Origin of the sequence: Labilithrix luteola (genome assembly GCF_001263205.1) — a bacterium.
GTDB classification, from domain to species: domain Bacteria; phylum Myxococcota_A; class Polyangia; order Polyangiales; family Polyangiaceae; genus Labilithrix; species Labilithrix luteola.
In genome coordinates this window covers 5,632,141-5,651,390 of record NZ_CP012333.1, presented here as the reverse complement: position 1 = coordinate 5,651,390, position 19,250 = coordinate 5,632,141, and the positions used below count along the sequence as shown (strand labels likewise).

Annotated in this window: 15 protein-coding genes; 1 reads left to right on the top strand and 14 read right to left on the bottom strand. The window is 65.5% G+C overall.

The window, feature by feature from the left end; genetic code table 11:
• Window positions 1-7 precede the first annotated feature (7 nt).
• The 5 genes from AKJ09_RS24830 to AKJ09_RS24810 all read right to left on the bottom strand — a co-directional run bounded on the left by AKJ09_RS24830 (window position 8) and on the right by AKJ09_RS24810 (window position 6,897).
• Window positions 8-1,306 (bottom strand): DUF1501 domain-containing protein, encoded by a 1,299-nt coding sequence (locus AKJ09_RS24830; protein ID WP_146649827.1) that lies wholly within the window; start codon window positions 1,304-1,306, stop codon window positions 8-10.
• Between the two features lie 19 nt (window positions 1,307-1,325).
• Window positions 1,326-3,392 (bottom strand): hypothetical protein, encoded by a 2,067-nt coding sequence (locus tag AKJ09_RS24825; RefSeq protein ID WP_146649825.1) that lies wholly within the window; start codon window positions 3,390-3,392, stop codon window positions 1,326-1,328.
• Between the two features lie 168 nt (window positions 3,393-3,560).
• Entirely contained in the window at window positions 3,561-4,439 is an 879-nt protein-coding gene (locus tag AKJ09_RS24820; protein WP_146649823.1) for a hypothetical protein, read from the bottom strand.
• Between the two features lie 5 nt (window positions 4,440-4,444).
• Entirely contained in the window at window positions 4,445-5,806 is a 1,362-nt protein-coding gene (locus tag AKJ09_RS24815; RefSeq protein ID WP_146649821.1) for a serine/threonine-protein kinase, read from the bottom strand.
• Window positions 5,807-5,874: 68 nt separating this feature from the next.
• Window positions 5,875-6,897: a sigma-70 family RNA polymerase sigma factor gene (locus tag AKJ09_RS24810; RefSeq protein WP_146649819.1), complete on the bottom strand. Its 1,023-nt coding sequence runs from the start codon at window positions 6,895-6,897 to the stop codon at window positions 5,875-5,877.
• Between the two features lie 35 nt (window positions 6,898-6,932).
• On the opposite strand from AKJ09_RS24810, the gene AKJ09_RS24805 reads away from it, so the two are divergent.
• Window positions 6,933-8,072: a serine/threonine-protein kinase gene (locus AKJ09_RS24805; protein ID WP_146649817.1), complete on the top strand. Its 1,140-nt coding sequence runs from the start codon at window positions 6,933-6,935 to the stop codon at window positions 8,070-8,072.
• Here AKJ09_RS24805 and AKJ09_RS24800 read toward each other — a convergent pair.
• The 9 genes from AKJ09_RS24800 to AKJ09_RS24765 all read right to left on the bottom strand — a co-directional run bounded on the left by AKJ09_RS24800 (window position 8,069) and on the right by AKJ09_RS24765 (window position 19,186).
• The gene (locus AKJ09_RS24800; RefSeq protein WP_146649815.1) at window positions 8,069-9,025 is read right to left on the bottom strand and encodes a hypothetical protein; all 957 of its coding nucleotides are present in this window, start codon (window positions 9,023-9,025) and stop codon (window positions 8,069-8,071) included. The genes AKJ09_RS24805 and AKJ09_RS24800 overlap by 4 nt on opposite strands.
• Window positions 9,026-9,517: 492 nt before the next feature.
• Window positions 9,518-10,735 carry a right-handed parallel beta-helix repeat-containing protein gene (locus AKJ09_RS24795; RefSeq protein ID WP_169927833.1) on the bottom strand — a complete coding sequence of 406 codons (1,218 nt, stop codon included), beginning with the start codon at window positions 10,733-10,735 and terminating at the stop codon, window positions 9,518-9,520.
• 397 nt (window positions 10,736-11,132) lie between these two features.
• Window positions 11,133-12,932: an IgGFc-binding protein gene (locus AKJ09_RS24790; protein ID WP_146649812.1), complete on the bottom strand. Its 1,800-nt coding sequence runs from the start codon at window positions 12,930-12,932 to the stop codon at window positions 11,133-11,135.
• The gene (locus tag AKJ09_RS24785) at window positions 12,929-14,125 is read right to left on the bottom strand and encodes an RCC1 domain-containing protein (RefSeq protein ID WP_169927832.1); all 1,197 of its coding nucleotides are present in this window, start codon (window positions 14,123-14,125) and stop codon (window positions 12,929-12,931) included. Before AKJ09_RS24785 ends, AKJ09_RS24790 begins: the two co-directional genes overlap by 4 nt.
• Before the next feature lie 124 nt (window positions 14,126-14,249).
• A complete protein-coding gene (locus tag AKJ09_RS53240) occupies window positions 14,250-15,518 on the bottom strand; it encodes a hypothetical protein (RefSeq protein WP_169927831.1) in 1,269 nt (422 codons plus the stop codon).
• Window positions 15,515-16,717 carry a WD40/YVTN/BNR-like repeat-containing protein gene (locus AKJ09_RS24780; RefSeq protein WP_146649808.1) on the bottom strand — a complete coding sequence of 401 codons (1,203 nt, stop codon included), beginning with the start codon at window positions 16,715-16,717 and terminating at the stop codon, window positions 15,515-15,517. The genes AKJ09_RS53240 and AKJ09_RS24780 overlap by 4 nt, the downstream gene beginning before the upstream one ends.
• Complete coding sequence (locus AKJ09_RS24775) at window positions 16,714-17,940, bottom strand: hypothetical protein (RefSeq protein ID WP_146649806.1); 1,227 nt, start codon at window positions 17,938-17,940, stop codon at window positions 16,714-16,716. Before AKJ09_RS24775 ends, AKJ09_RS24780 begins: the two co-directional genes overlap by 4 nt.
• On the bottom strand, window positions 17,937-18,662 hold the full coding sequence (locus tag AKJ09_RS24770) for a hypothetical protein (RefSeq protein WP_146649805.1): 726 nt from the start codon (window positions 18,660-18,662) through the stop codon (window positions 17,937-17,939). Before AKJ09_RS24770 ends, AKJ09_RS24775 begins: the two co-directional genes overlap by 4 nt.
• Window positions 18,662-19,186, bottom strand: a complete 525-nt coding sequence (locus AKJ09_RS24765; RefSeq protein ID WP_240488579.1) for an RNA polymerase sigma factor — start codon at window positions 19,184-19,186, stop codon at window positions 18,662-18,664. The genes AKJ09_RS24770 and AKJ09_RS24765 overlap by 1 nt, the downstream gene beginning before the upstream one ends.
• Between the last annotated feature and the right edge of the window lie 64 nt (window positions 19,187-19,250).

The following is a 19,250-nucleotide window of genomic DNA, read 5'->3' as shown; positions in this document are numbered from 1 at the left end:
ACACTCCTCACGCGTTGGGGGCTGCCACGAGCGCAGACCGAACGATTTTGCCCTTGTCGATCGAGTCATCGATCGTCGCACTCGAGACGCCGACGGCTGCGGCGAGAGTCTTTCCGTAGGCGCCAAGGAGCTCGCCGAATTGCACGTCGCCCGAGGCGTCGGGGAGGCCCGTCGAAGACGAGAGCGGCGACGCGACGAAGTTGTTCGGTGACGGCTGGGCGAGCCCACCGACAACGCCGCCTTTGACGTTCTTGCCGATGATGAATCCTGCGCAGTGACCGCCGTGGTGCGCACGGCCGGAGCCGTCGCTGACGAGAACGCGGCCGAACACGTCCATGATGCTCAGCGTGACCTGATCCTGGAGCCCGAACTGCGGGAGGATCGTGGTGAAGAACTGGTTCATTGCCCCAATCGCACTGACGAGCGACGACGACTCCGTGCCGTAACCGATGTCGGCGTGGAGGTCGTTTCCGAAGTTGATGAACATCGTCGCCGCCGGAGCCACGTTCATCTTGAAGAGCACGCAGGCGGCCAGCATCTGGTTGACCGTGCCGTTGTCTTTGATGGTCGAGAGCGCTTGGAGCAGGTCGGTCGAGAGCTTTCTCACCTGCGTCTGTGAGAGCGCGAGCTTGTCGAGGTAATCACGCTCGGCCTTCGTGCCACTTGCTTTGAAGAGGGCGTTCAGCCGATCGAGATCGCGATCGCGAATCTGTTGGAGCTTCTCGAGCGGACCAGGAGCGTTCGCGAGCGTCTTGCCAATGCCGACGGCGCTGAGCGTGGGGAGCGCGCGGCCGTCGGCTTCGATGGCGCCGGCGAACGCAAGGGGCTGGAACTGAATGCATCCGAGCGCAGGCTGAACCGCCTTCGCACAGAGAGACACAGTCATCTCTTTGCGCGCACCTTCGAAGAGGCGAAGCACCTTCCCACCGTCGGGATGCACGATGGTGCGCGTGGCGTAGTGGAAGAACGCCGTTCGATCCAGCACGGCCTGGGAAAGCGTCGACCACGGCTTGGCCGCGATGACCTTCTGGCCGCCGAGCGAGATCTCGGTGGGCGCCATGTCGGCCGAGGTTGGATGAGGAAGCCCGGTCACGTACGTGCCTGGGCAATTCGTATTCAGCGGGCTGCCATTCGCGGACACCGAGAGAAGCAGATATTGCGGAGTCAGGCTCGACTCGGGAGCCGCGAGAGCTTTCTTCGGATCGAGAAGGAAGCCCACCGGCAGACCGGTCGCGAGCGCACGCAATCCGATGGCGCCCGCGCCGAACAGCGATCCCACGAGGGACTGGCGACGAGAAATCTTCATGTCGAAAACCCCGAATGGGTTAGAGACCGATGGAGACGGACGAGGGCGAGGTGCAGGCGAGCGTGAACGTCGACTCGAGAGCGTCCGTCGGCGTCTGCTGGGCGGCGAGTGCGTCCGCGTAATGGCCTTTCAGAATCTGGACAGCATCGGCGTAGCGAGGGTCCTTCGGAGTCAGCGCCATGACGTTCGAAACCATGTCGAGGATGGCCGCATTCGGGTCGGCACTCGTGTACCGGCTAGGGCCCGTCGTGACGTCGACGACGCTCGAAGCAATCTCGATACAGAGATTCTCCGTGGCAGCTCGGGTGATGAGCCCCGGATCGGTGGGCTGGAACGGCTCCACCGCGCCGCGCGTGTACGAGTCCGTCGGAATGCTGAGCGAGACCGAGACCGCCGTGGCCGTCACCGAGCAGACGTTCTTGATCCCGAGCCGGTTCTGTAGCGCCATGCAGAAGTGATCGAGCCGCGAGATGGAGACGAGCTCTCCGCTCGCCTGCGCCGTCGCCGTGGGCGCCGCGCCCGTGACGAGAGGCGACGAGAGGAAGTCGACGAGCAACCGGCGGAAGTCGTAGTTGTTCGCCTTGAAACCGTCGGCGAGGGCGGTGAAGGCCGGATCGTCTTCCGAGCACGCAGCGGAGTTCGCCCAGAAACAGAGCTTCTGAACCCACGCGCCTGGGAGGAGCGGATGATCCTGGAAGATGCGCCCGAGATCGTAGAGCGACGTCCCTTCGGTCTTGTTGCCGAAGAAGTCGAACGAGCCGAGCTTTGCTTTGTCCTCCGGCTTGTTCGTGACGCCGTACCAGGGATTGAACGTGCGTGTGATGAACTGGCGCATCGGGTCGAGCGCGTTGTGACACCCCTGGCACGAAGGATCTCTCGCATGCGCGGCGTCGGACGAGGCGAGCGTGTCGTTCGTTTCGAGCCCGCTCTGTGCGACGACGTTCGAGCCGTCGAAGCTGGCGCCGAGCGCAACGATGAGCGCCTGATTCATCGTGCCACGCGCCTGGTTGTTCACGTTGCTCGGCCAGTTCGCGAAGAAGGCCGGTGTGGTGAACGGACCAACGCGCTGCGATCGAATCGGAATCGGGATGTCACGCGTCGAGGCGCGGATCGTCTTCAAATCCCACATGCGCGTGGGCAACTCGCCTTCGTCGACCTGGCGGAAGCTCACCATTCGCCATTCGTGGATGTCCGAATCGTCGAACAGCATCGGCCCGGCGGCCTTTGGTATGCACGCGTCGGTGGCATCGATGACGGGGCCGATGTTGCCATTGCCGACGACCCAACTGCCCAAGAAGAGGTGGAAGAGCGCGGTGGTGTAGTTCTTCGCGTTCGTCGGAAAGAGCTTTTTCGGCCCACACGGAAGCTTGGCGCCCCCGTCGTACCAGTGCAGGTAGTTCGGGCTCTTGGGGTCGAGCGTTTGCTCGATGGGAATCGCGCCCTGATCGGTGACGATCATGTTGGCGAGCTCGGCGCCCCAAAGCTCGTCGTAGATGCTCGACGGATAATAGCCGTCCCCCGAGTCGCGCTCGAAGAAGAGCATCGCCACGACGAGCGCCGGAGTCATCATGAAGCTCTTCGTCGAGAAGAGCGTATTGAACGGTTTGCCCTCGACCATAGCGAGCTGCCACGCGGTGCGCGCGAAGCTCTCCTGGAATTGCTGGAGCATGATCGCGCCGACGGGCATGCCGCCCTTGAAGGAGTTGCGCGCGAGATAGTTCAGCTGGTCGTAGAACGAGTTTCCGTCGATCTGAACTTGCTGGAAGGCCGACTGGAAGAAGGCGAAGATCGACGCCTCCCCTTCCGGCTGCCGAATCCAGCCGTCGACGAGACCAGCGAGCTTCGACGGATCTTGCTCGACGACCGCGACCTCTTCGTCCGTCGGCGCAAGTCCGGTCAAGAGCGTCTTCACCTTCGCCACATAGGCGCGAGGCGGCACGGCTTCGAACGGAATGCCGGCATCGGCCGCCGCATCCGTTCCCTCCGTCGTTCCCCCCTTCAACCGATCGGGATCGTCGGATGCCGAGCATGCCGCGATCCCCAGGAACGTCATCGCTGCGAGCGTTCGTCCAAGGCTGAGGGCCATGCACCTAAGACGCCGCGAAATTGGAGCAAGTCGCAGCGCGTCGCGGACAGAATCGCTCGTCGACCCGATTTCGATGCGACCCCGTCAGCTTGACGGCATCCTTTTCTTCCCCCATGGCACAACATCGCCTCGATACGTCCACGAGGAGGCGCCTTGCTCGTCGTGTGTCTATTGCGTGTCGATCACGACGTTGTCGATACGCGTCTCGAACGCCGGTCGCGGTCCACCTCCCGACAAGGGGATGCCGAGCGACACGGTGAACTTGCCCGCAGGGATGGGGGCTGACGCGGTCGTAGCGCTGCCCGTCTGCCGGACGTCATTGATGTAGAACTCGACGGACGCGTTGTTGATACCGTTGATCCTGAGCCGCAGTCGAAGGGTGTCGAACTGGGTGACGTGCGCGCCCGCGTCTGATGGGTCGAACCAGATTGGGTCCCACTTGGTGGTGCCGTCGAGGTGTTGTGTGAGGTAGTAGCGGGCGTTCGAGCTCACCCCGATTCCGACCAACCATTTCGTCGGTGAGGGCGCGTTCGTCTCGACGGTGACGAGCGCGAGTATCTGATCGACGAGCTTCCCCCCGACGCTCGGCTGGTCGACACGGACGTCGAACCGGACATCGACGAACTTCGTCGCCTCGGCCCCCGAAGTATACGCGACGTAGCTTTGCGTCAGCTCACCGGCGTCAATCGCGTTCGCGTAGGCCACGAGCGCGAACGGCTTCGAGTTCGGAATCAAGCGGTCGATCTGGACCGTTCCAGCCTCCTGCACGATGGCCGAAAAGCGGCTGAGATCGTCGTCGTCGAAGTCGGAGCAGAAAGCCGCGTCGCCACGATTCTGATCACACCACGACTTGGCGGCGTCAGGACCATTGGAAGGTCCGACGTGGGGATCGGCGTCGGCCCCGTCGGATGCGTCGGCCCCGTCGGACTCGACGATGTCCGTGCCGCGCCAGTAGCCATCGAACTCCGCGCCGACGAGCGGTGCGCACGCGGCCGCCGCGGCGACGGCACCGATCAGAAGGAGAGCAAGAGCCCGATGACGGCGCATGGCGACTACCAATCGTCCGCGTAAAGCGAGGGTACGCCCGAACCTCGGCTCGCCGACGCGGGCCGGCCTTTCGGCTTCTTCGAGTCCTGACGCGCCGCCGTAGACGCGGGCGTCGCCCCAGGCACGCGCGCCACCGGCGCCGTCGAAGCGCTGGCCGAGGCGACGACCACCGGAGCGACGGGCGCCGGCAGTGGAAGCGATGCGGCGGCCTCCGTCGCTCGAGGAGCTTCCGCGGCCGCGCGAATCTCCGGTTGTGGCACGTGCTCGTTCGAGCGCCAGCGCGCAGCGGTGAACCCTCCCTGAGCGAGGAGGACGGCGCCGACGGCAGGAAGAACGAGGCCCTTGAGCCGAGAGCGCTTCGGCGCGGTCTTACGATCTTGGAGCTCACGGAGCGAATCCGCGAGATCCATCATCGTCGCGAAGCGATCCTCGGGCTCCTTCTGCAGGCAGCGAAGCACGATGGCGTCGACACCGGGCGAGAGGTTCGGCCGCGTGGCGCGCATCGAGGGAGGCTCCTCGAGCGCGACCTTCTTCGCCATCTCGGTAATGGCGGTGGCGGCGATTGGCAATCGCCCCGTCAGCGCTTCGTAGAGAACGACGCCGAGAGCGTAGATGTCGCTCGCCGGTCCGACGCCCACGTTGTCCCATTGTTCGGGACTCATGTAGAGCGGCGTGCCGTAGACGACGCCCGCCCCCGTGAGGTCGGTGGCGCGCTCGAACGTCACGCGCGCAATACCGAAGTCCACCACCTTCACGACTTCGGTTCCGAGCGAGCGCGTGAGGAAGATGTTTCCCGGCTTGAGATCGCGATGAACGATACCGAGCGCGTGCGCAGCGCCCAGCGCGTCGGTCACCTGCAGAGCGAGGGCTACGACGCGGCGCTCGTCGAGTGGAGCTTCGGCGGCGATGAGGCGATCGAGTGGCTGCCCGGTGAGCCGCTCCATGACGATGTAGCTACCGACCGAAGCGTCGCGCCCGAAGTCGATGACCTTGACGACGTGATCGTGATCGAGTTTCGCGCTGACCCGCGCTTCACGAAGGAATCGCTCGTGGGCTTCGGCACCGTCCACCGGCCGCTGGTCGAGGACTTTGACGGCCACGTTGCCGCCAATCTCCTGGTGCTCGGCGCTCCACACGCTCGCCGTCGCCCCTCGGCCGATGAGCTCCTTGAGGACGTATTTTCCGAGCTTCCGACCGACGAGGTCACCGTTCGCGCCTGCCGTCTTCTGGGTCGCGAGCTGCTCGGGCGTAATCGTGGCGGCGACCGCCAACAGATCGGTATCGTCGATCTCGTAACCGTCGATGGGGCATCGCCGTGACTGCATGTCGACGGCATGTCCGCATTTCGGGCACGGGAGCACGTCCATCCTGCTCGAACTTTACACGCGTGCCAAGGCCGGCACCAGCCGCCGTGCGGCATCGCACAATCGGCGCTTCAGGCGCGCGACTTGCTCTTCACGGGCTTGGCGGGCTTCGTGGGCTTCGCGGACTTCGCAGGCTTCTTCAGCCCTCCCGTCTTCGGGGCCGTTGTCGGCGAAGGCGTGGGCTTGGCCTTGGGCGGACGTCGCAGTTCCTCCCTCTGGTCGAACGGCAACGGCGTCTCGGTGAGCACACGGGCAATCGAGAGATCGAGCTGGCTTCCGACGAGATCGAGGATGCTCCGGAGCTCGTGCGTGCCGAGATCGAGCTGGTCGCGAAGAATGGCGCGCGTTCGTTTCTGGAGGAGATCGCGGGCACGCTGGAGCATGCGTGCGGCCGTAGCGCGGTGGACGCCGAGCAACGTACCGATTTCGTCGATCGACAATCCGTCGACGAGATTCATGCGGAGAACGTTGCGCTGTTCGGGCGAGAGCTCGGCGAGGCCGGCTTCGAATGCCGCCTTGAACTGCTTCGAATAGCGCGAGCGAAGGAGATCGAGCTCGGGATTGATGGCACTCGCGACGTCGACCAACATTTCGCGCGTCACGGGTTTCATGGAGGCGGCATCGCCCCGTCGAGTCGAGCTCAATGCGAGGCGGATGGCGGCGATTCGAATCCAGCCGTACAGCGGCCCGCGGCCGGAATATTCGAAAATCTTCGGCGCAGCACCGTTACGAGCGACCAGAAGCTTCTCGCGAAGGGCTTGGGCAACGTCGTCGACGGACACCTTCTCGCGCATGTTGGCGAGCGCGTCGTCGACGATCGGAGCGAGCTGCTCTTCGAAGAGGCCAATGGCTTTCGTCTTGCCGAGACCGCACGCCAGGGCGAGCCAAAGGTCGGAGGCGTGGAGCTGCGCCAGCGCCACACGCGGATCGGGGGCGTCGTCGATGCTCGCCGCTACGTGATCCGCGAACGCTTCGGGGTCGACATCGAACTGTGGCCACGACATCCGCGCCCGTTCGACCAGATCGGAAACCAGCGACTCGAGGCCGACCACCTCCGAGAGCGCGGCTTTCGCCTTGTCGGCGCGAGCGATCATGACTTCCGCCAGCACTCCAGTAGTCTACACGAGCCGTGCCGAATTGTTTGACCGACAACGACGTCCTCGCCTACGTCGAACACCGGCTCTCTGCACAAGACATCGCGGCATTGCACGTCCACATCGATCGCTGCGAGCAGTGCCGCGTGCTCCTCAGCGAAGTGGCACGCACCGGGCCCGCCTCTCCTCCGGCGCGCGCGTCCGCACCGGAGCGCGTCATCATCCGTGACGGGAGGGTGACGACCCCCGCCGAGTTGGCGCGCGAAGCCGCGCGTCGAGCCCCTGCTCCACCTCGAGAGCCCCAGGTCGGCGATGTCGTCGGAGATCGGTATACCCTCGAACGCTTCCTCGGCGAGGGCGGCACGTCGGTGGTGTGGGAGGCCTCCCTCGCCGGAACCGGACAGCGTGTCGCGCTGAAGCTCCTCAAGTCGGAGAATCCGGAAGCCGCGCGACGCTTCTCGCGCGAAGCTCGCGTCACGGCCGCTCTCCGCCACGAGCACATCGTGCAGGTCCACGAGACGTTCGTGGTGCCCGAGAGCAACACCATGGTCATGGCCATGGAGCTCCTCGACGGGTTCTCGCTCGCTCGGGTCCTCAAGCGACGCGATCCACCAGGTCCCCTTCCCGTTCGAGAGACGGTGCGGATCTTGAAGCCCGTGGTCGAGGCGGTCGAGGCTGCGCACGCCGTTGGCGTCGTCCATCGCGACCTCAAACCCGAGAACATCTTCCTGCTCGGCGATGGGCGAGAGGCATCGCTCCGTTCACCTCGCGTGAAAGTGCTGGATTTCGGCCTCGCCAAGCTCACGGCCAACGAAGGTGAGACCGCCGCAAGCGCGAAGCTCACGCAAGAAGGCATGGTCGTCGGAACACCTCACTACATGGCGCCCGAGCAAGTCCTCTCCGGCATCGAGGTGAATCACACGACGGACGTGTGGGCGCTCGGAGTGATCACTTACGAGTGTCTCGCCGGGGTACGTCCCATCGAGCAATCGAGCCTCACGCGCATCCTACGAGCGATCGCGACCCCCAAGATCGTGCCGCTTGCCGAGCGCGCCCCCCACGTTCCGCGCGCCATGGCCACGCTGGTGGGCAAGATGCTCTCGAAACCTCAGGCCGATCGACCTTCGCTTCTCGAGATTCGTCGCACGCTCGCCCGCCTCGACAAGGACCGTTAGAGGCGGCCCGACAGCGAGAGTCCCGCCCCCGTGGTGCTCCACTGCGGCGTGACCACCCACGAGGTGGAGTGAGGCTTCTCGGGATCGCGCAGCAGAAGCCACGCGCCGACGCCGATTCCGGCAAGACCTACGCCGAAGGCGATGGGCGAGACGATCGACCACGTGGCACCACGATCGGTCGCTTCGAACCCCGCGTCGTCGCAGCGATGCGTGCTGGAACTGCAGTGGGACGAGACGGTCGACTTCGCGTCCAGCACGACGAGCCCTCCGATGGTCCCGACGACGACCCCCGCCGCGCCCGCGCCGAGGAGGCTGAACGCGAGAACATGTGAGCGCTGACTCGGCTCGGGCGGTGGAGCCTCGGACGTCGAGGGCTTCGCTTCGGCCCATACCAGCTCGACGGACGACGTCTTCCCGGGCTCGGTGGTCACGCTCGCCGAGAATGGCGCCCGACCAGGAGCGGTCGCCTCGTAAACGTGTTGGGTGCCAGGGTCGACGAGCTCAGGCGTATTCCATGCCGTGGCTTGCAGAACGACGCCATCGCGCCGGATCTCGAGCCCCGGGACCTCGGCGTGCTTGTTCACGACGATGCTCACGCGGGCGACGCGCCCTTCCACACGCGCCGCTCGCTCGCGCGCGTGCTGTTCGGCTTCCGTCTTTCCCGCCCGGAGCGCACGCGCCGCTGCCTCGAGAAACTTCGTATACGCGCTCGCGAACATGCCGCGGCGCTCGTAGCAGTCACCGAGATTCAGCAGCGTTCGGCCGCTGGGCGCGAGACGATCGCTCTCGGCGAGCTTCGTGCATGCCTCGACGAGGTTGCCCTTTTCCAGCGCTGCCCGGCCGGCCTCGAAGGCCGCTGCCGCCCGCTCGCTGTCGTCCTGCGCGAGGGCCGGCGACGGCAGCGAGACAAGCGAGGCGAGCGAGGCAAGCGAGACGAGCGAAACGAAACGCACTGCACCGGGAACCGAAGACACTGGAGCGCAAGGATAGCGCCCTGCCAACCTCGCAGATCAAGAGGGCAGACGTCGAGCGCGCGGAACGACGCGCAAACGACGAGCAATCGCCCTTGTTTTAGCCCCGAACGCGGGCTCGGGCGGCGGTCCTGCTCACACGAAGACGAGACGACATCACGTGACGAAGAACCCCCGCAAGGAGCGAGCGCGGTGGTGCCTTCGGTGGTGTCGTCGAAAACGCCCACAGAAGAGTCACCAACCGCGCCAGCACCTTGCCCGGGAACGCAGACGCCAACCTCGCCCGAACCTCCCCACCTTCGTTCGTCGTCGCGCCGGTCGCGCCCGTCATTCCCTTCCCTGCCCCCGAAAGAGCCCCCCGACAAAGGATGTAATGAGTGATGGGCGACCGCCATGGTCATTTCTTTTCGAATACGCCTGGTTACCTGGTCACTGGCCCGTCCACCCCTCGACGGCGACCGGACGAACCCGGGATCAGAACGAGTTGTTGCTCGTCTCGTTGGCGCCGGAGGGATCGCGGATGGGTACCCCTCCGTTTCCGGTAATCGTATTTCCGTTTGCCAGGTTGCTCGTGGCGCGATCGTCGAAGGCAATGCCATCGCCGCGATTGTCGCGGATCTGGCTGGCGAGAATCTTGACCGCGGTCGCGCCGACAAGCGTGAATCCGTTGCCTTGATTGGCAACGACACGTGCATCGGAGAACGTCATTTCGAAGGCTTTCGAAGTGGGATCCGGGATCGTGGAGATGACGATACCGCCGCCGCTATTGCCGGCCGCGCCCGACCCGCGAACGCTGACGTTGTGAACCGTATCGCCCGCGACGGCCTCGATGGAGAGGCCCGCGGCTGGCGCGGCGCCATAGGTGTTCGAGAAGCTCGAATTCGTCGCGGTGAACCCCTCCACCGATTCGATGCCGACGCCACGACGCCGATTGTGTTGGGCGAGAACACCGCAGAGGGTGATGTTCGAGGCGCCTCGGATGGCAACTCCATCGCTCCAGAAGCCTTCGATGGTGACGCCATCGAGCGAAACGTTCGCACTACCGATGATGGAGATCCCGACGCCCACGTCCCCCGTACCGGTGTGGCTCGCACGATCGCCGGCGATCGTTCCGCCAACCACATTGACGTTGGGGCCGCGTATGGCGATGAGCGCTGCGCTCTCCGGTCCGCCGGGCTTCGCCTTCAAAACGGCACCGGACGAGAGCTTCAGCGTCATCCCTGACGCGATGGTGAGCGCCTGACCGCCTTGCGACGGGGGCGCGACGAGGTACGTCCCGTCGGGGATCGTGACGGCGCCTCCGGTGCCCACGACCTTGGTGATGGCATTCTGAATCGCCACCGTGTCGTCCGTGACGCCGTCACCCACGGCGCCTTCGCTCTTCGCGTCGATGACTGTGGCGAAAGAAGCAGGAGCGCAGCCTCCTTGCAGGACCACGCCGGCGTCGACGTCGTCGCCGTGGACGCCCGGATCGCCGCCTCCTCCGTCACCGCCGCCATCACCACCGCCGGCGCCATCGATCGCGCCGGCATCGAGCTCGTTCGGAGACAGGCCTCCATCGGCGCCTGTCACGTTCCGGCCGATCACGCTGAGATCCGACCCGCACGCCACGACGGCCACAACGCCGCTTGCGAACATGGCGAGCAAAGGAAACGACTCACGGAACGCCACGGAACGAGCTCCGCCGGACATTGTACGACGTTCCTTGCGTTCCAAGGTCATCGCCGAGGACGTTTGCCCTCTGGCGCCAGGAGCACGCGCTCTCCTACATGATTGACGCCCCGCGCTCGACCGCCCGCCCCCGTCGGGAGAAACGGGAGCGACCGGCGGCAACACGAACGACGCCGGCGCCCCCCCTCCCCGAGGATTCGGTCGACGAAGGCGGATGTGCGGCGGGCCATTCGCGTCACAGGCCCGTCGGAATCGGCTCGTGTGCAATCGCCCTCGGCGTAGGTCTCGCTCTGCGACGTCGAAAGCGCCACTCGTGAGCCCGACATCGAGAGTAGAACCGCACTCAGCCATTCCAGGCATGGGCGTTCGGCTCGTCCGCACCATTCAACCATAGTCGCGAAAGTGCCGTAGACGTCCTTCACCTGACGGGCGGAAGCGGCGTTTGCACCAATTTGCGGAGCGCCATTCCGCCTGGATAAGCGTAGCTTGCGGCGTAGTCCCACCCCCAGACGGTTGCCGTGAAAGGACCGTCGCTCGTCGCGCGCTGGAGGCCATTTCGGCAGACGTGATCGCCGAAGGTGGAGCCGGGACCGCCATGCTTCGCCAGATCGACGCGGGCGAACTCGTATTCTCCGCGCGTGCCGATGGGGCGGAAGTCCGTGACGTTGCCGCCCGCGCAATCGAGCCACACGTCCTTGAACTCACCGTGGCTCTTGGCACGGACGAAGACGAGGGACGCGTCGCCGTAGGTGGGATCTGCGAAGAAGCTGTACGAGTTCAGATACTGACCCACGGGAACCACGTTGACGAACTCGGGATCGCCGATTCCGCTGTAACTCAGATTGTCGAACGACGTGGTGCTGCTCGACATGTACGCCGCGAGGTAGATCGGGTGTTCGGCGTCCTGTGTGCGAACCACGAAGGCGTCGCCCGTCCCGGCACGAAACGTCGCCACCTCGCCGGCCGACAGCGCCGTGGGCGCGCCCGGCGGGATCTCGGGATCGTAGTCGAGTCGTGTCCCGTCGCGTGCGGCCACGATTCGATATCCGACCGGTTCGTGCTCGTTGCCGAGACGCGGCCGATAACCGACGCCGACGTATTCCGAGCCCCATTGCTCGAAAGGCGGGATCTGCTGATGGAAGGTATCGCAGGTAGCGCCGCCCGAAGGAACGTCCGAGCAGGCGTGCCCACCGAATGCGGCGATGGGCTTGGTGGACTCGACGATGCTGCCGGAGAGCTCGTCCGATTGGGTAAATTGGATGTATTGGCCTTTGTCGAGACGATACGTCACCGGCACCTTGGCCCGCGTCCCTTTGACGCCGACGCCGTCTTGAATGTCGGTCGTCGGCAGGATCGTGACTTCGGTATCGTCTTCCGACGCGAAGAACTGCGCCCCAGGTCGCGCGACGTTCGCCTCCCAGCCGTTGACGAGGATGTTCTGCTTTCCCCATGTCGGCACCGGCAAGAACAGCGTAGCCGTCGGAATGTAGCTGGCCGCTCCTCCGAACGGATAGATGGCCGTTAGGCCAATCGGCACGTTCGTGGTGAGGTGCATGGCCGAGCCGATGCGTGTACCACCCTCGATCTCGGCGAGAAGCGCCGGAACGACCCCTTTGGGACATCCGATGCGCCCACGTGCTCCCGGTATGCTGACACGAGGCACGGTCGGATCGCGATCCGAGACGAAGAGGATGGCGCTGCCGCCGGGTTGAATCGGTCCCTCGTGCGGCGCCAGCGTGGCGTCCCCCGGGTTCGTCCGAAAGAGCGCTTTCGAAAGGTCGAGCTTCTTCCCTTCGTATTCGACCGTGACGTCGACGGGCTGATTCGACGCATTGACCACGAAGGTCGCGAGACACGACTGATCGAACAGGTCGGAATCGTAACGTGGAATCTGGAAATAGAACTCACAGCCGTTGGAGCTTCGATCCGCGGCGGCGGCCTCGCACGGCACCTGACAGAGCGCAGCGCCACACGCGAGATTCGGCGCGCAGGTCTCGACGACCTCGCCCGTGCACGAGCGAATCACCGAGCGCCCATCGAGCGAGCACTGATAAGGGCAAGGCCCTGCCTCGGCCTTCGCGTCGTCGCTGAAGGGCGGCGGCGTGCCATCGAACGTCGTGCGGTCGTCTTTGCATGCACTGCCTGCGATGCCGAGCGCGAAGACCAGGCTCGCGATCCCCACGCCTCCCAAAACGCGCGCGCGATGAATCGTACTCATGGGAGAACGACCTCCTCCGGAATCAAGGCCAAGCCCTTGTTGTTGCCGTTTCCGAGCTGACCGTCGAAGTTGCTCCCCCAGCAGTAGATCTTGCCATTCGTCAGAAGTGCGCACGACGTGCTTCGCGTCACCTTCACCGAGACTGCGCGTTCCGGTAGACCGACCACGCGTACCGCGTCGGTGGCGAAGTCCTTCGATCCGTTGCCTGCTTGGCCGCTCTCGTTGAAACCCCAGCAGTCGACGTCGCCGGAGACGGTCACCGCACACCAGCGATACGGGATTTGGCTGCCGGCCAAGGACGTGACGGTTCGCGTCGTGGCAATCCCGACGAGCGGATCCGACGTGACGAGCCCCTTCGGATAGGCGCGACTCAGCGTGTCGACGGCGCCCGGCATCGCCGCGCCCCAGCAATAGCCAATTCCGCCTGCCGTGGTGCACGCGTTGTCCGTCGCGATGTCGACGGCGGAGATGCCGTCGAGCCCGACGACCGCGGCATACGGATCCGGCGACATCGAAGAGATGCGTCCGATCGGCGGGCTTGCCCCCAGGGTCAGGGCCGAGCCGTCTTCACGGACGATGAAGGTCGCATCCCCCACCGCGAGCTGTCGAACGGGCGCCCCCGCCGGGAGATCGAGCTTGCGCGGTGCAGACCACGTATCGCGAGGCATCGTATCGAAAGGAGCGATCTGGCCGTAGAAATTGTACCCCCAGCAAAGGACGCCTTCCCCGGTCGCTGCACACCCAACCGTCGGGCTCACACCAACACGCGTTGCGGACGGCAGCGCGAGCTTCACGGGCGTGCGCAAGGTGGTCGTCCTGTTCGTTGCACTTTGCAAGAAGGGCCCCGTTCCCCAGCACCACGTGGCCCCGTCTTCGTCGACCGCACACGAGTGATCCAACGCAACGACGCGTTCGAGTCCTGCCACGCGTGCGGGCGTCGAGCTGCCCTCGACCGCGGCCGCTTCCTCGCCACGCCCGAGCTGGCCGGAGACATTCGCTCCCCAGCACGCCACCGTTCGGTCGTGGAGGAGGGCACAAAATCCCTGGCCGTCGTCGTTCACGATGTAATCCCCGAAGGTCGTCACGAGCGCCGTCGCGCACGACGAGGACGCACACACGACCGGCAGCGGCGACGCGTCGACCAGGGCTGCATCCCGCAAAGAGACCGCGGCGTCAGTGGCGTCCGCGCTCATGGCATCAGGAGCTGCCGCCGCATCGACGGACGAGGGGCCGGTGTCGTCGCTGCTCGAACAGCTTGCGAGCACATCGAGCGCGCCACACATTGCAATGACGGCGAGAATGCTCGCCGAACACTTTTCACGGAGTCGTCTTGTGCAACGCATAGCGAGCTCCGATGGCCCAGAGGTTGTCGTCGTTGGTGCCACGCACGCGGTAGAGTTCCGTGTCGAGGGGGGCGCCGGTGAGGGCAAGCGTCGAGACACCGAAGGCATCGGCATCCGCGGACACCGGGCCCCGAAGCACGAGGCCCGACCCGCTGAACCAAGCGTCGTCGCCATGGGCCCACAGCGAGTAGAGGGTCACGGCTGACGGACCGACGGGCTTCGACGCCGTGAACCGCGTCGACGAGAGCTCGAATCCACCGTCGCCGTCGGACGCGATCCGCGCCATCGTGTCTGGATATCGGAGGGCCACGAGACGGCCGGCGCCTGCGGGCTGCACGTCGGTCATCGCGCCCGCCTTTTCGGGCAGAAGAGTGTCCGGGCGCGCGCTGCACGTGCCCATCGGGAAGCCGTACGAGAACGTGCCGTCGACGACATGCCGGTAGCCTTCCTGCGTCTTGTGAACGAGCAGCGCGCAGCTCGCGTTGTTGCCGTTCCCCCTTCCCCCGCTGAACCAGACATCGTCCTTGCTCGAGCCGCCGGCACCGAGAATGAACACCCGTACGCCATAGTTCTGGTCGTCACCGACGTATTCGGGAATCCAATCAGGCTTACCGCCGTCGGCAATCGCCCAATGAAAGATGGTATTGGCGTGCCAGGCATAAACGTCGTCCGCCGACGTTCCCCAGACGCCGAGCGCCGGCGCCTCCAGGGAGGTGAGCGCGGGATCCCCAGAGAGATTGCCTGCACTCACCGGGAGCCGCGTTCGCTCCCACGACCAGTTCGCCGCGCGACGGCCGTGGTAGACGTATCCGGGCGATATTGTGAAGTGGATCTCGTTCTCGTTCGGCGACCAGATGCGGCCGACGTATTTGCCAAAACCGTCGTCGTTCTGGGTATTGTCGTCGATGTACGACCATCGCTGGTCGGCCTCGACCCACTCCAGGACTTTGACGCCCAGCGTGGGGCTCGACGCAATCGCGAAGGCACGGTCTCGGAATGGCCAAATATCGACCATCTTCAGGTCGCTGTCCGGCAGCGTGGTCACGCACCAGCCCGCGTCACTGCACGTCGCGGGCCCCTTCGGCTCGGTGGCTTCGCGGCCGGCGTCCACGGGTGCGGCATCGCCAGGAATGGGCGTAGATTCGATCGGAGGTTCCGGCGCCTCGCTGCTCTCCGAGGCGGCGCAAGCGACGGCACCTGCGAGGCCCATGGTCACGCAAGCGAGCAAAAACGAGCCTCTCATGGCTTCCCTCCGACGGAGAGCACGACGCCCTGTCCCCCAATCCAAACGTGCCCAGGCGAGGGCGACCACACGGCGTAGAGATTGGGCCGCAGCGCGCCGAGCCCCGCGACCTTCATACGCGACCAGTGGCTGCCGTCGTAGTGAAGGACGGTGCCCGCGTCGCCGACGGCCCAGACATCCGCGGCGGAAGTTCCCCATACGGCATTGAGCGCGCGCGTGGTCGGAACGTCGTCGACGACCTCCCAGAACAGCGAATCGCCCCGATAGTGCCGAATCGTGCCCGACGCGCCGACGGCCCAGACGTCGTTCTCCGATGCTGCCCAGACGCCCCGTAGCGCATACGGAGTCAGCGAGTTGAAGGGCTTTGCCACCGGCGCGTCCCCGTCTGCGCCCGTGACATGGATGGCCGCGCCGCCTCCACCGACCGCCCAGAGCGAGGCCGCCGAAACGCCGTGGATGCCGAGCACCTCTCTGCCGCCAATATCCGCGCAGACGGATGGCGCAATGCCTTCGAGGATCTCGAGCGTCGATGGAGGAGTGAAGCGCAGGCGCCAGAGACCGCAGGTTCCGAGCGTGCCCATCCAAAGCGTGTTCGAGCCTGGCCACGCCCATGTGAAGCGTAGGCTCTGCGAGGAGGGGTCGAACGAGGAGGGCGCCGGGGGCGGCGGCTGGAGCGACCAGCCTCCCGGTGAGATGCCCGCATCGCCGGCATCGAACTCCGGACCACGCGTGTAGAGGTTCGAGAACGTCCCGAAGGCCACTTCGCCCGAGTCGCGCAACCAGAGCGCACGCTGCGTTTCGGGCGCGCCGAGATCCGACCGCGCCCACGACGTACCGTCGAAGTGCGCGACGGCACCGATGGCCCCGGCAACCCAAACGTCGTTCGGCCCGCGGCCGCGCACGACGAGCACGTCGGTTCGAGGGTCGAGGCTCGAAGGATCATCAGGCGAACCGAACGGGCCATTCGGGCAGAGAACGTCGTCCGAACAGACGGAGGGGAAGTCGGCGCAGTCGGCGCACGGCGCATCGTCGCGAGCGTCGAGGGCGGCATCACCTCCTGCATCGGGCGTCGGAACGCGGCCCGGGTCACCCGGCGCTGGGCCATCGCCCGCCGCTTCGTTCGACGCGCACGCAACGCCGAGCACGCCTGCGCCCGAGGCCACGACAAGCAACTGAGCAAGCCATCGTCGTGAGCTCATCGCGTGGGGCCTCCTGCGTCCACCTCGTCGCACGGCTCGACCACGCATCGCCCGCCCACGCAGGCTTGACCCGCGACGGCGTCACACGTGTTCCCGCAGCTGCCGCAATTCCGGGGATCGGAGTTCGTATTGACCTCGCAGCCGTCCCCTTCGCTGCCGTTGCAGTCGGCAGTTCCTTCGAAGCAGCTCAATCGGCAAACGCCGTAAACGCATTTTCGGCTGCCATCCCAAGAGCAGATGTTCCCGCAGGCCCCACAAGACTTGTTGTCGGACTTGAGGTCGTAGCATGTGCCGACCTCGATCCCGTCGAGCTCGCCGATGGGGCAGAAGGTTTGGCCCGGCGGGCACATGCACGCGAGCCTCGGCGGAGCACCCAGCAAAAACAGGTACCGGCACTCCTCGCCAGCCTGGCATTTGATCCCGCACCCACCGCAGTTGTCGTTGGTGACGACGTCGGTTTCGCACCCGTTCTTCACGACGTTCGCGTCGCAATCGCCGTGATACGGCAGACACTTGACCGCTCCGCAGTGATTCTCGGCGCAACCGTAATAGGTATTCGGATACGGCGGAGGCGAACCACCTTCGCCGGGATCGCAAACGTTGCCGCAACCGCCGCAATTCTGGTCGTCGAACGTCGTATCGATACAGACGGTGTAATTGTCCGGACAATAGGTATCGCCCGCTTTGCAACCACAACCGATGTCGTACAGGCCACGATCGACGCAGTGCTTGTCACCGGAGCACTTGTTCCCGCAGGTCTTGCAGTTGTCGTCGTCGATGATTGGTGTCTCGCAGCCGTTGTCGACGATGCCGTCACAATCCGCGGCAAGAGCGTCGGGCCTGCACGTCATCGCACACGCGCCGTCGACGCACTCGAACGTCGCGCCCTTCGAGTCCGACGGGCAGACCACACCGCACGCCCCGCAGTTCTTGCGGTCGGTAAGCAGATTCACGTCGCAACGGAAGTTCGAAAGCGGACAGGTCGTGTACCCGCTGGGGCACTGGTCCGACGGACAGTACTCTCGGAGACTGGCTTCCGGCACCGCGGTCGACGCTTCGGGGTCGACGAACGTGGAGGGCCCCGGCGCTTGGAATCCGAGGCTCTCCTCTGTCCGCACCGTGCATGCCGAGGGCGCGATGGCGCCGCCCAGCGCGAGGCAGAAGAAGACGACGCGGCCGCCCGAGATGGGCGCGCGCCTGTCGTCGCGAAGTCGTTTGATCATTCGGAGTCTCTTTCGGCCAGGCTTCGAATCCGCCAAAGATGAGGCGACGTCGGGAATTGCCGTTCGAACGCGCGCGCTCGCGCACGAACCTCGCTCGTTCGACCGAGCTGGGCGAGCGCCTCGATCGCGATACGCTCTCGCTCCTGCACGAATTCGCCACGCGCACACCGCGCCGCGTGCTGCCGCGCGAGAGCGAGCGCACCTTGGGCATCGCCCGCGCGCAGTTTGGCATCGCTGCGTTCGACGAGCTCGAGCTCACCGTCGCACGCCGATTCGGTGTTCACCGTATGCGCCGCTGGCGGCACGGTGGGAGCCGAGACCGACGGCAACGAATCCACGGACACGACCGGCGCGGTATTGTCGTGGAGCTCGTCTCGCGGCAAAACGGGAGCAGGCGCGGGCGCGGGGGCGGCCACCTCGACGACGCGAGGCGCCGCTGCGGGAACGTCATCGCGTACGTCGAGTTGCCGTCGAACCGACAAGGCACCGACGACGACGAAGCCCGTCATCGCGGCCACGCCAATCCACCTCCACGGGTGAACGGCGGCCGAGCTCTTTGCGGTCATCATCGGACCGAGGCGATCGGCGAGCTCCTGCATCTTCGCCGAGGAAGGGAGCTCCGTTCGCTCGGCGCGTTGCAGCGCACGAAGGAACTCGTCGTCCGAAGCGTCGCGCACATTGGGAGAACCGGGGACGTCCGGACGCTGGGTATCGCGACTCATCAGAGTCCCTCCCGCAATCGGTACCGACGCACCGCTTCGGCCACCACGACCCTCGCTGCGCGAAGCCGCGAGTACGCCGTCTGCACGGGGCACTCGAGCGATTCCGCGATCTCGGGCATCGTGAGCTCTTCGAGCTCGTGAAGCACGTAGACGACGCGTTTGTCCTCGTCGAGTTGGTCCAAAATCACGCTCAGTACCTCGCGCGCTTGCTTTGCGGTGATGCTGTCGATCGGCGTCGTCGCATCGATGGGCTCCGCGCCATGCTCGGAAGAGACCTCGCGCGACATGGCCCGTCGTCGCCGCTGGCGACTCGCCACGCGCACGCAGATCCCGTAGACCCAAGGCCGAAGCGCCGCCTCGGGGTGGAACTCGGGGAGCTTGCGATGAACGACGACGAAGACTTCCTGGAACGCGTCGTCGACGTCCGCCGGGTGGACCCCGAGGCGTTGCAAGACGCGATGGACGAAGGGCCCCTGTTCGCGAAAGACCGTGGCGAGGTCGATGGAACGCGTCAGGGAAAACAACGGCGGAGCGTCGAGGGAAGAGAGCGAACCGCGCGTCACATCCTAGGTTGCGCGGGCGGCAGGC

Bases quoted from the DNA above. Each gene is read 5' to 3' on its own strand.
- AKJ09_RS24785 (WP_169927832.1), bottom strand. From the start codon at position 14,125: ATGAGCGCGGACGCCACTGACGCCGCGGTCTCTTTGCGGGATGCAGCC.
- AKJ09_RS24815 (WP_146649821.1), bottom strand. From the start codon at position 5,806: ATGGACGTGCTCCCGTGCCCGAAATGCGGACATGCCGTCGACATGCAG.
- AKJ09_RS24810 (WP_146649819.1), bottom strand. From the start codon at position 6,897: ATGATCGCTCGCGCCGACAAGGCGAAAGCCGCGCTCTCGGAGGTGGTC.
- AKJ09_RS24780 (WP_146649808.1), bottom strand. From the start codon at position 16,717: ATGAGCTCACGACGATGGCTTGCTCAGTTGCTTGTCGTGGCCTCGGGC.
- AKJ09_RS53240 (WP_169927831.1), bottom strand. From the start codon at position 15,518: ATGAGAGGCTCGTTTTTGCTCGCTTGCGTGACCATGGGCCTCGCAGGT.
- AKJ09_RS24790 (WP_146649812.1), bottom strand. From the start codon at position 12,932: ATGAGTACGATTCATCGCGCGCGCGTTTTGGGAGGCGTGGGGATCGCG.
- AKJ09_RS24830 (WP_146649827.1), bottom strand. From the start codon at position 1,306: ATGAAGATTTCTCGTCGCCAGTCCCTCGTGGGATCGCTGTTCGGCGCG.
- AKJ09_RS24795 (WP_169927833.1), bottom strand. From the start codon at position 10,735: ATGTCCGGCGGAGCTCGTTCCGTGGCGTTCCGTGAGTCGTTTCCTTTG.
- AKJ09_RS24825 (WP_146649825.1), bottom strand. From the start codon at position 3,392: ATGGCCCTCAGCCTTGGACGAACGCTCGCAGCGATGACGTTCCTGGGG.
- AKJ09_RS24770 (WP_146649805.1), bottom strand. From the start codon at position 18,662: ATGAGTCGCGATACCCAGCGTCCGGACGTCCCCGGTTCTCCCAATGTG.
- AKJ09_RS24820 (WP_146649823.1), bottom strand. From the start codon at position 4,439: ATGCGCCGTCATCGGGCTCTTGCTCTCCTTCTGATCGGTGCCGTCGCC.
- AKJ09_RS24775 (WP_146649806.1), bottom strand. From the start codon at position 17,940: ATGATCAAACGACTTCGCGACGACAGGCGCGCGCCCATCTCGGGCGGC.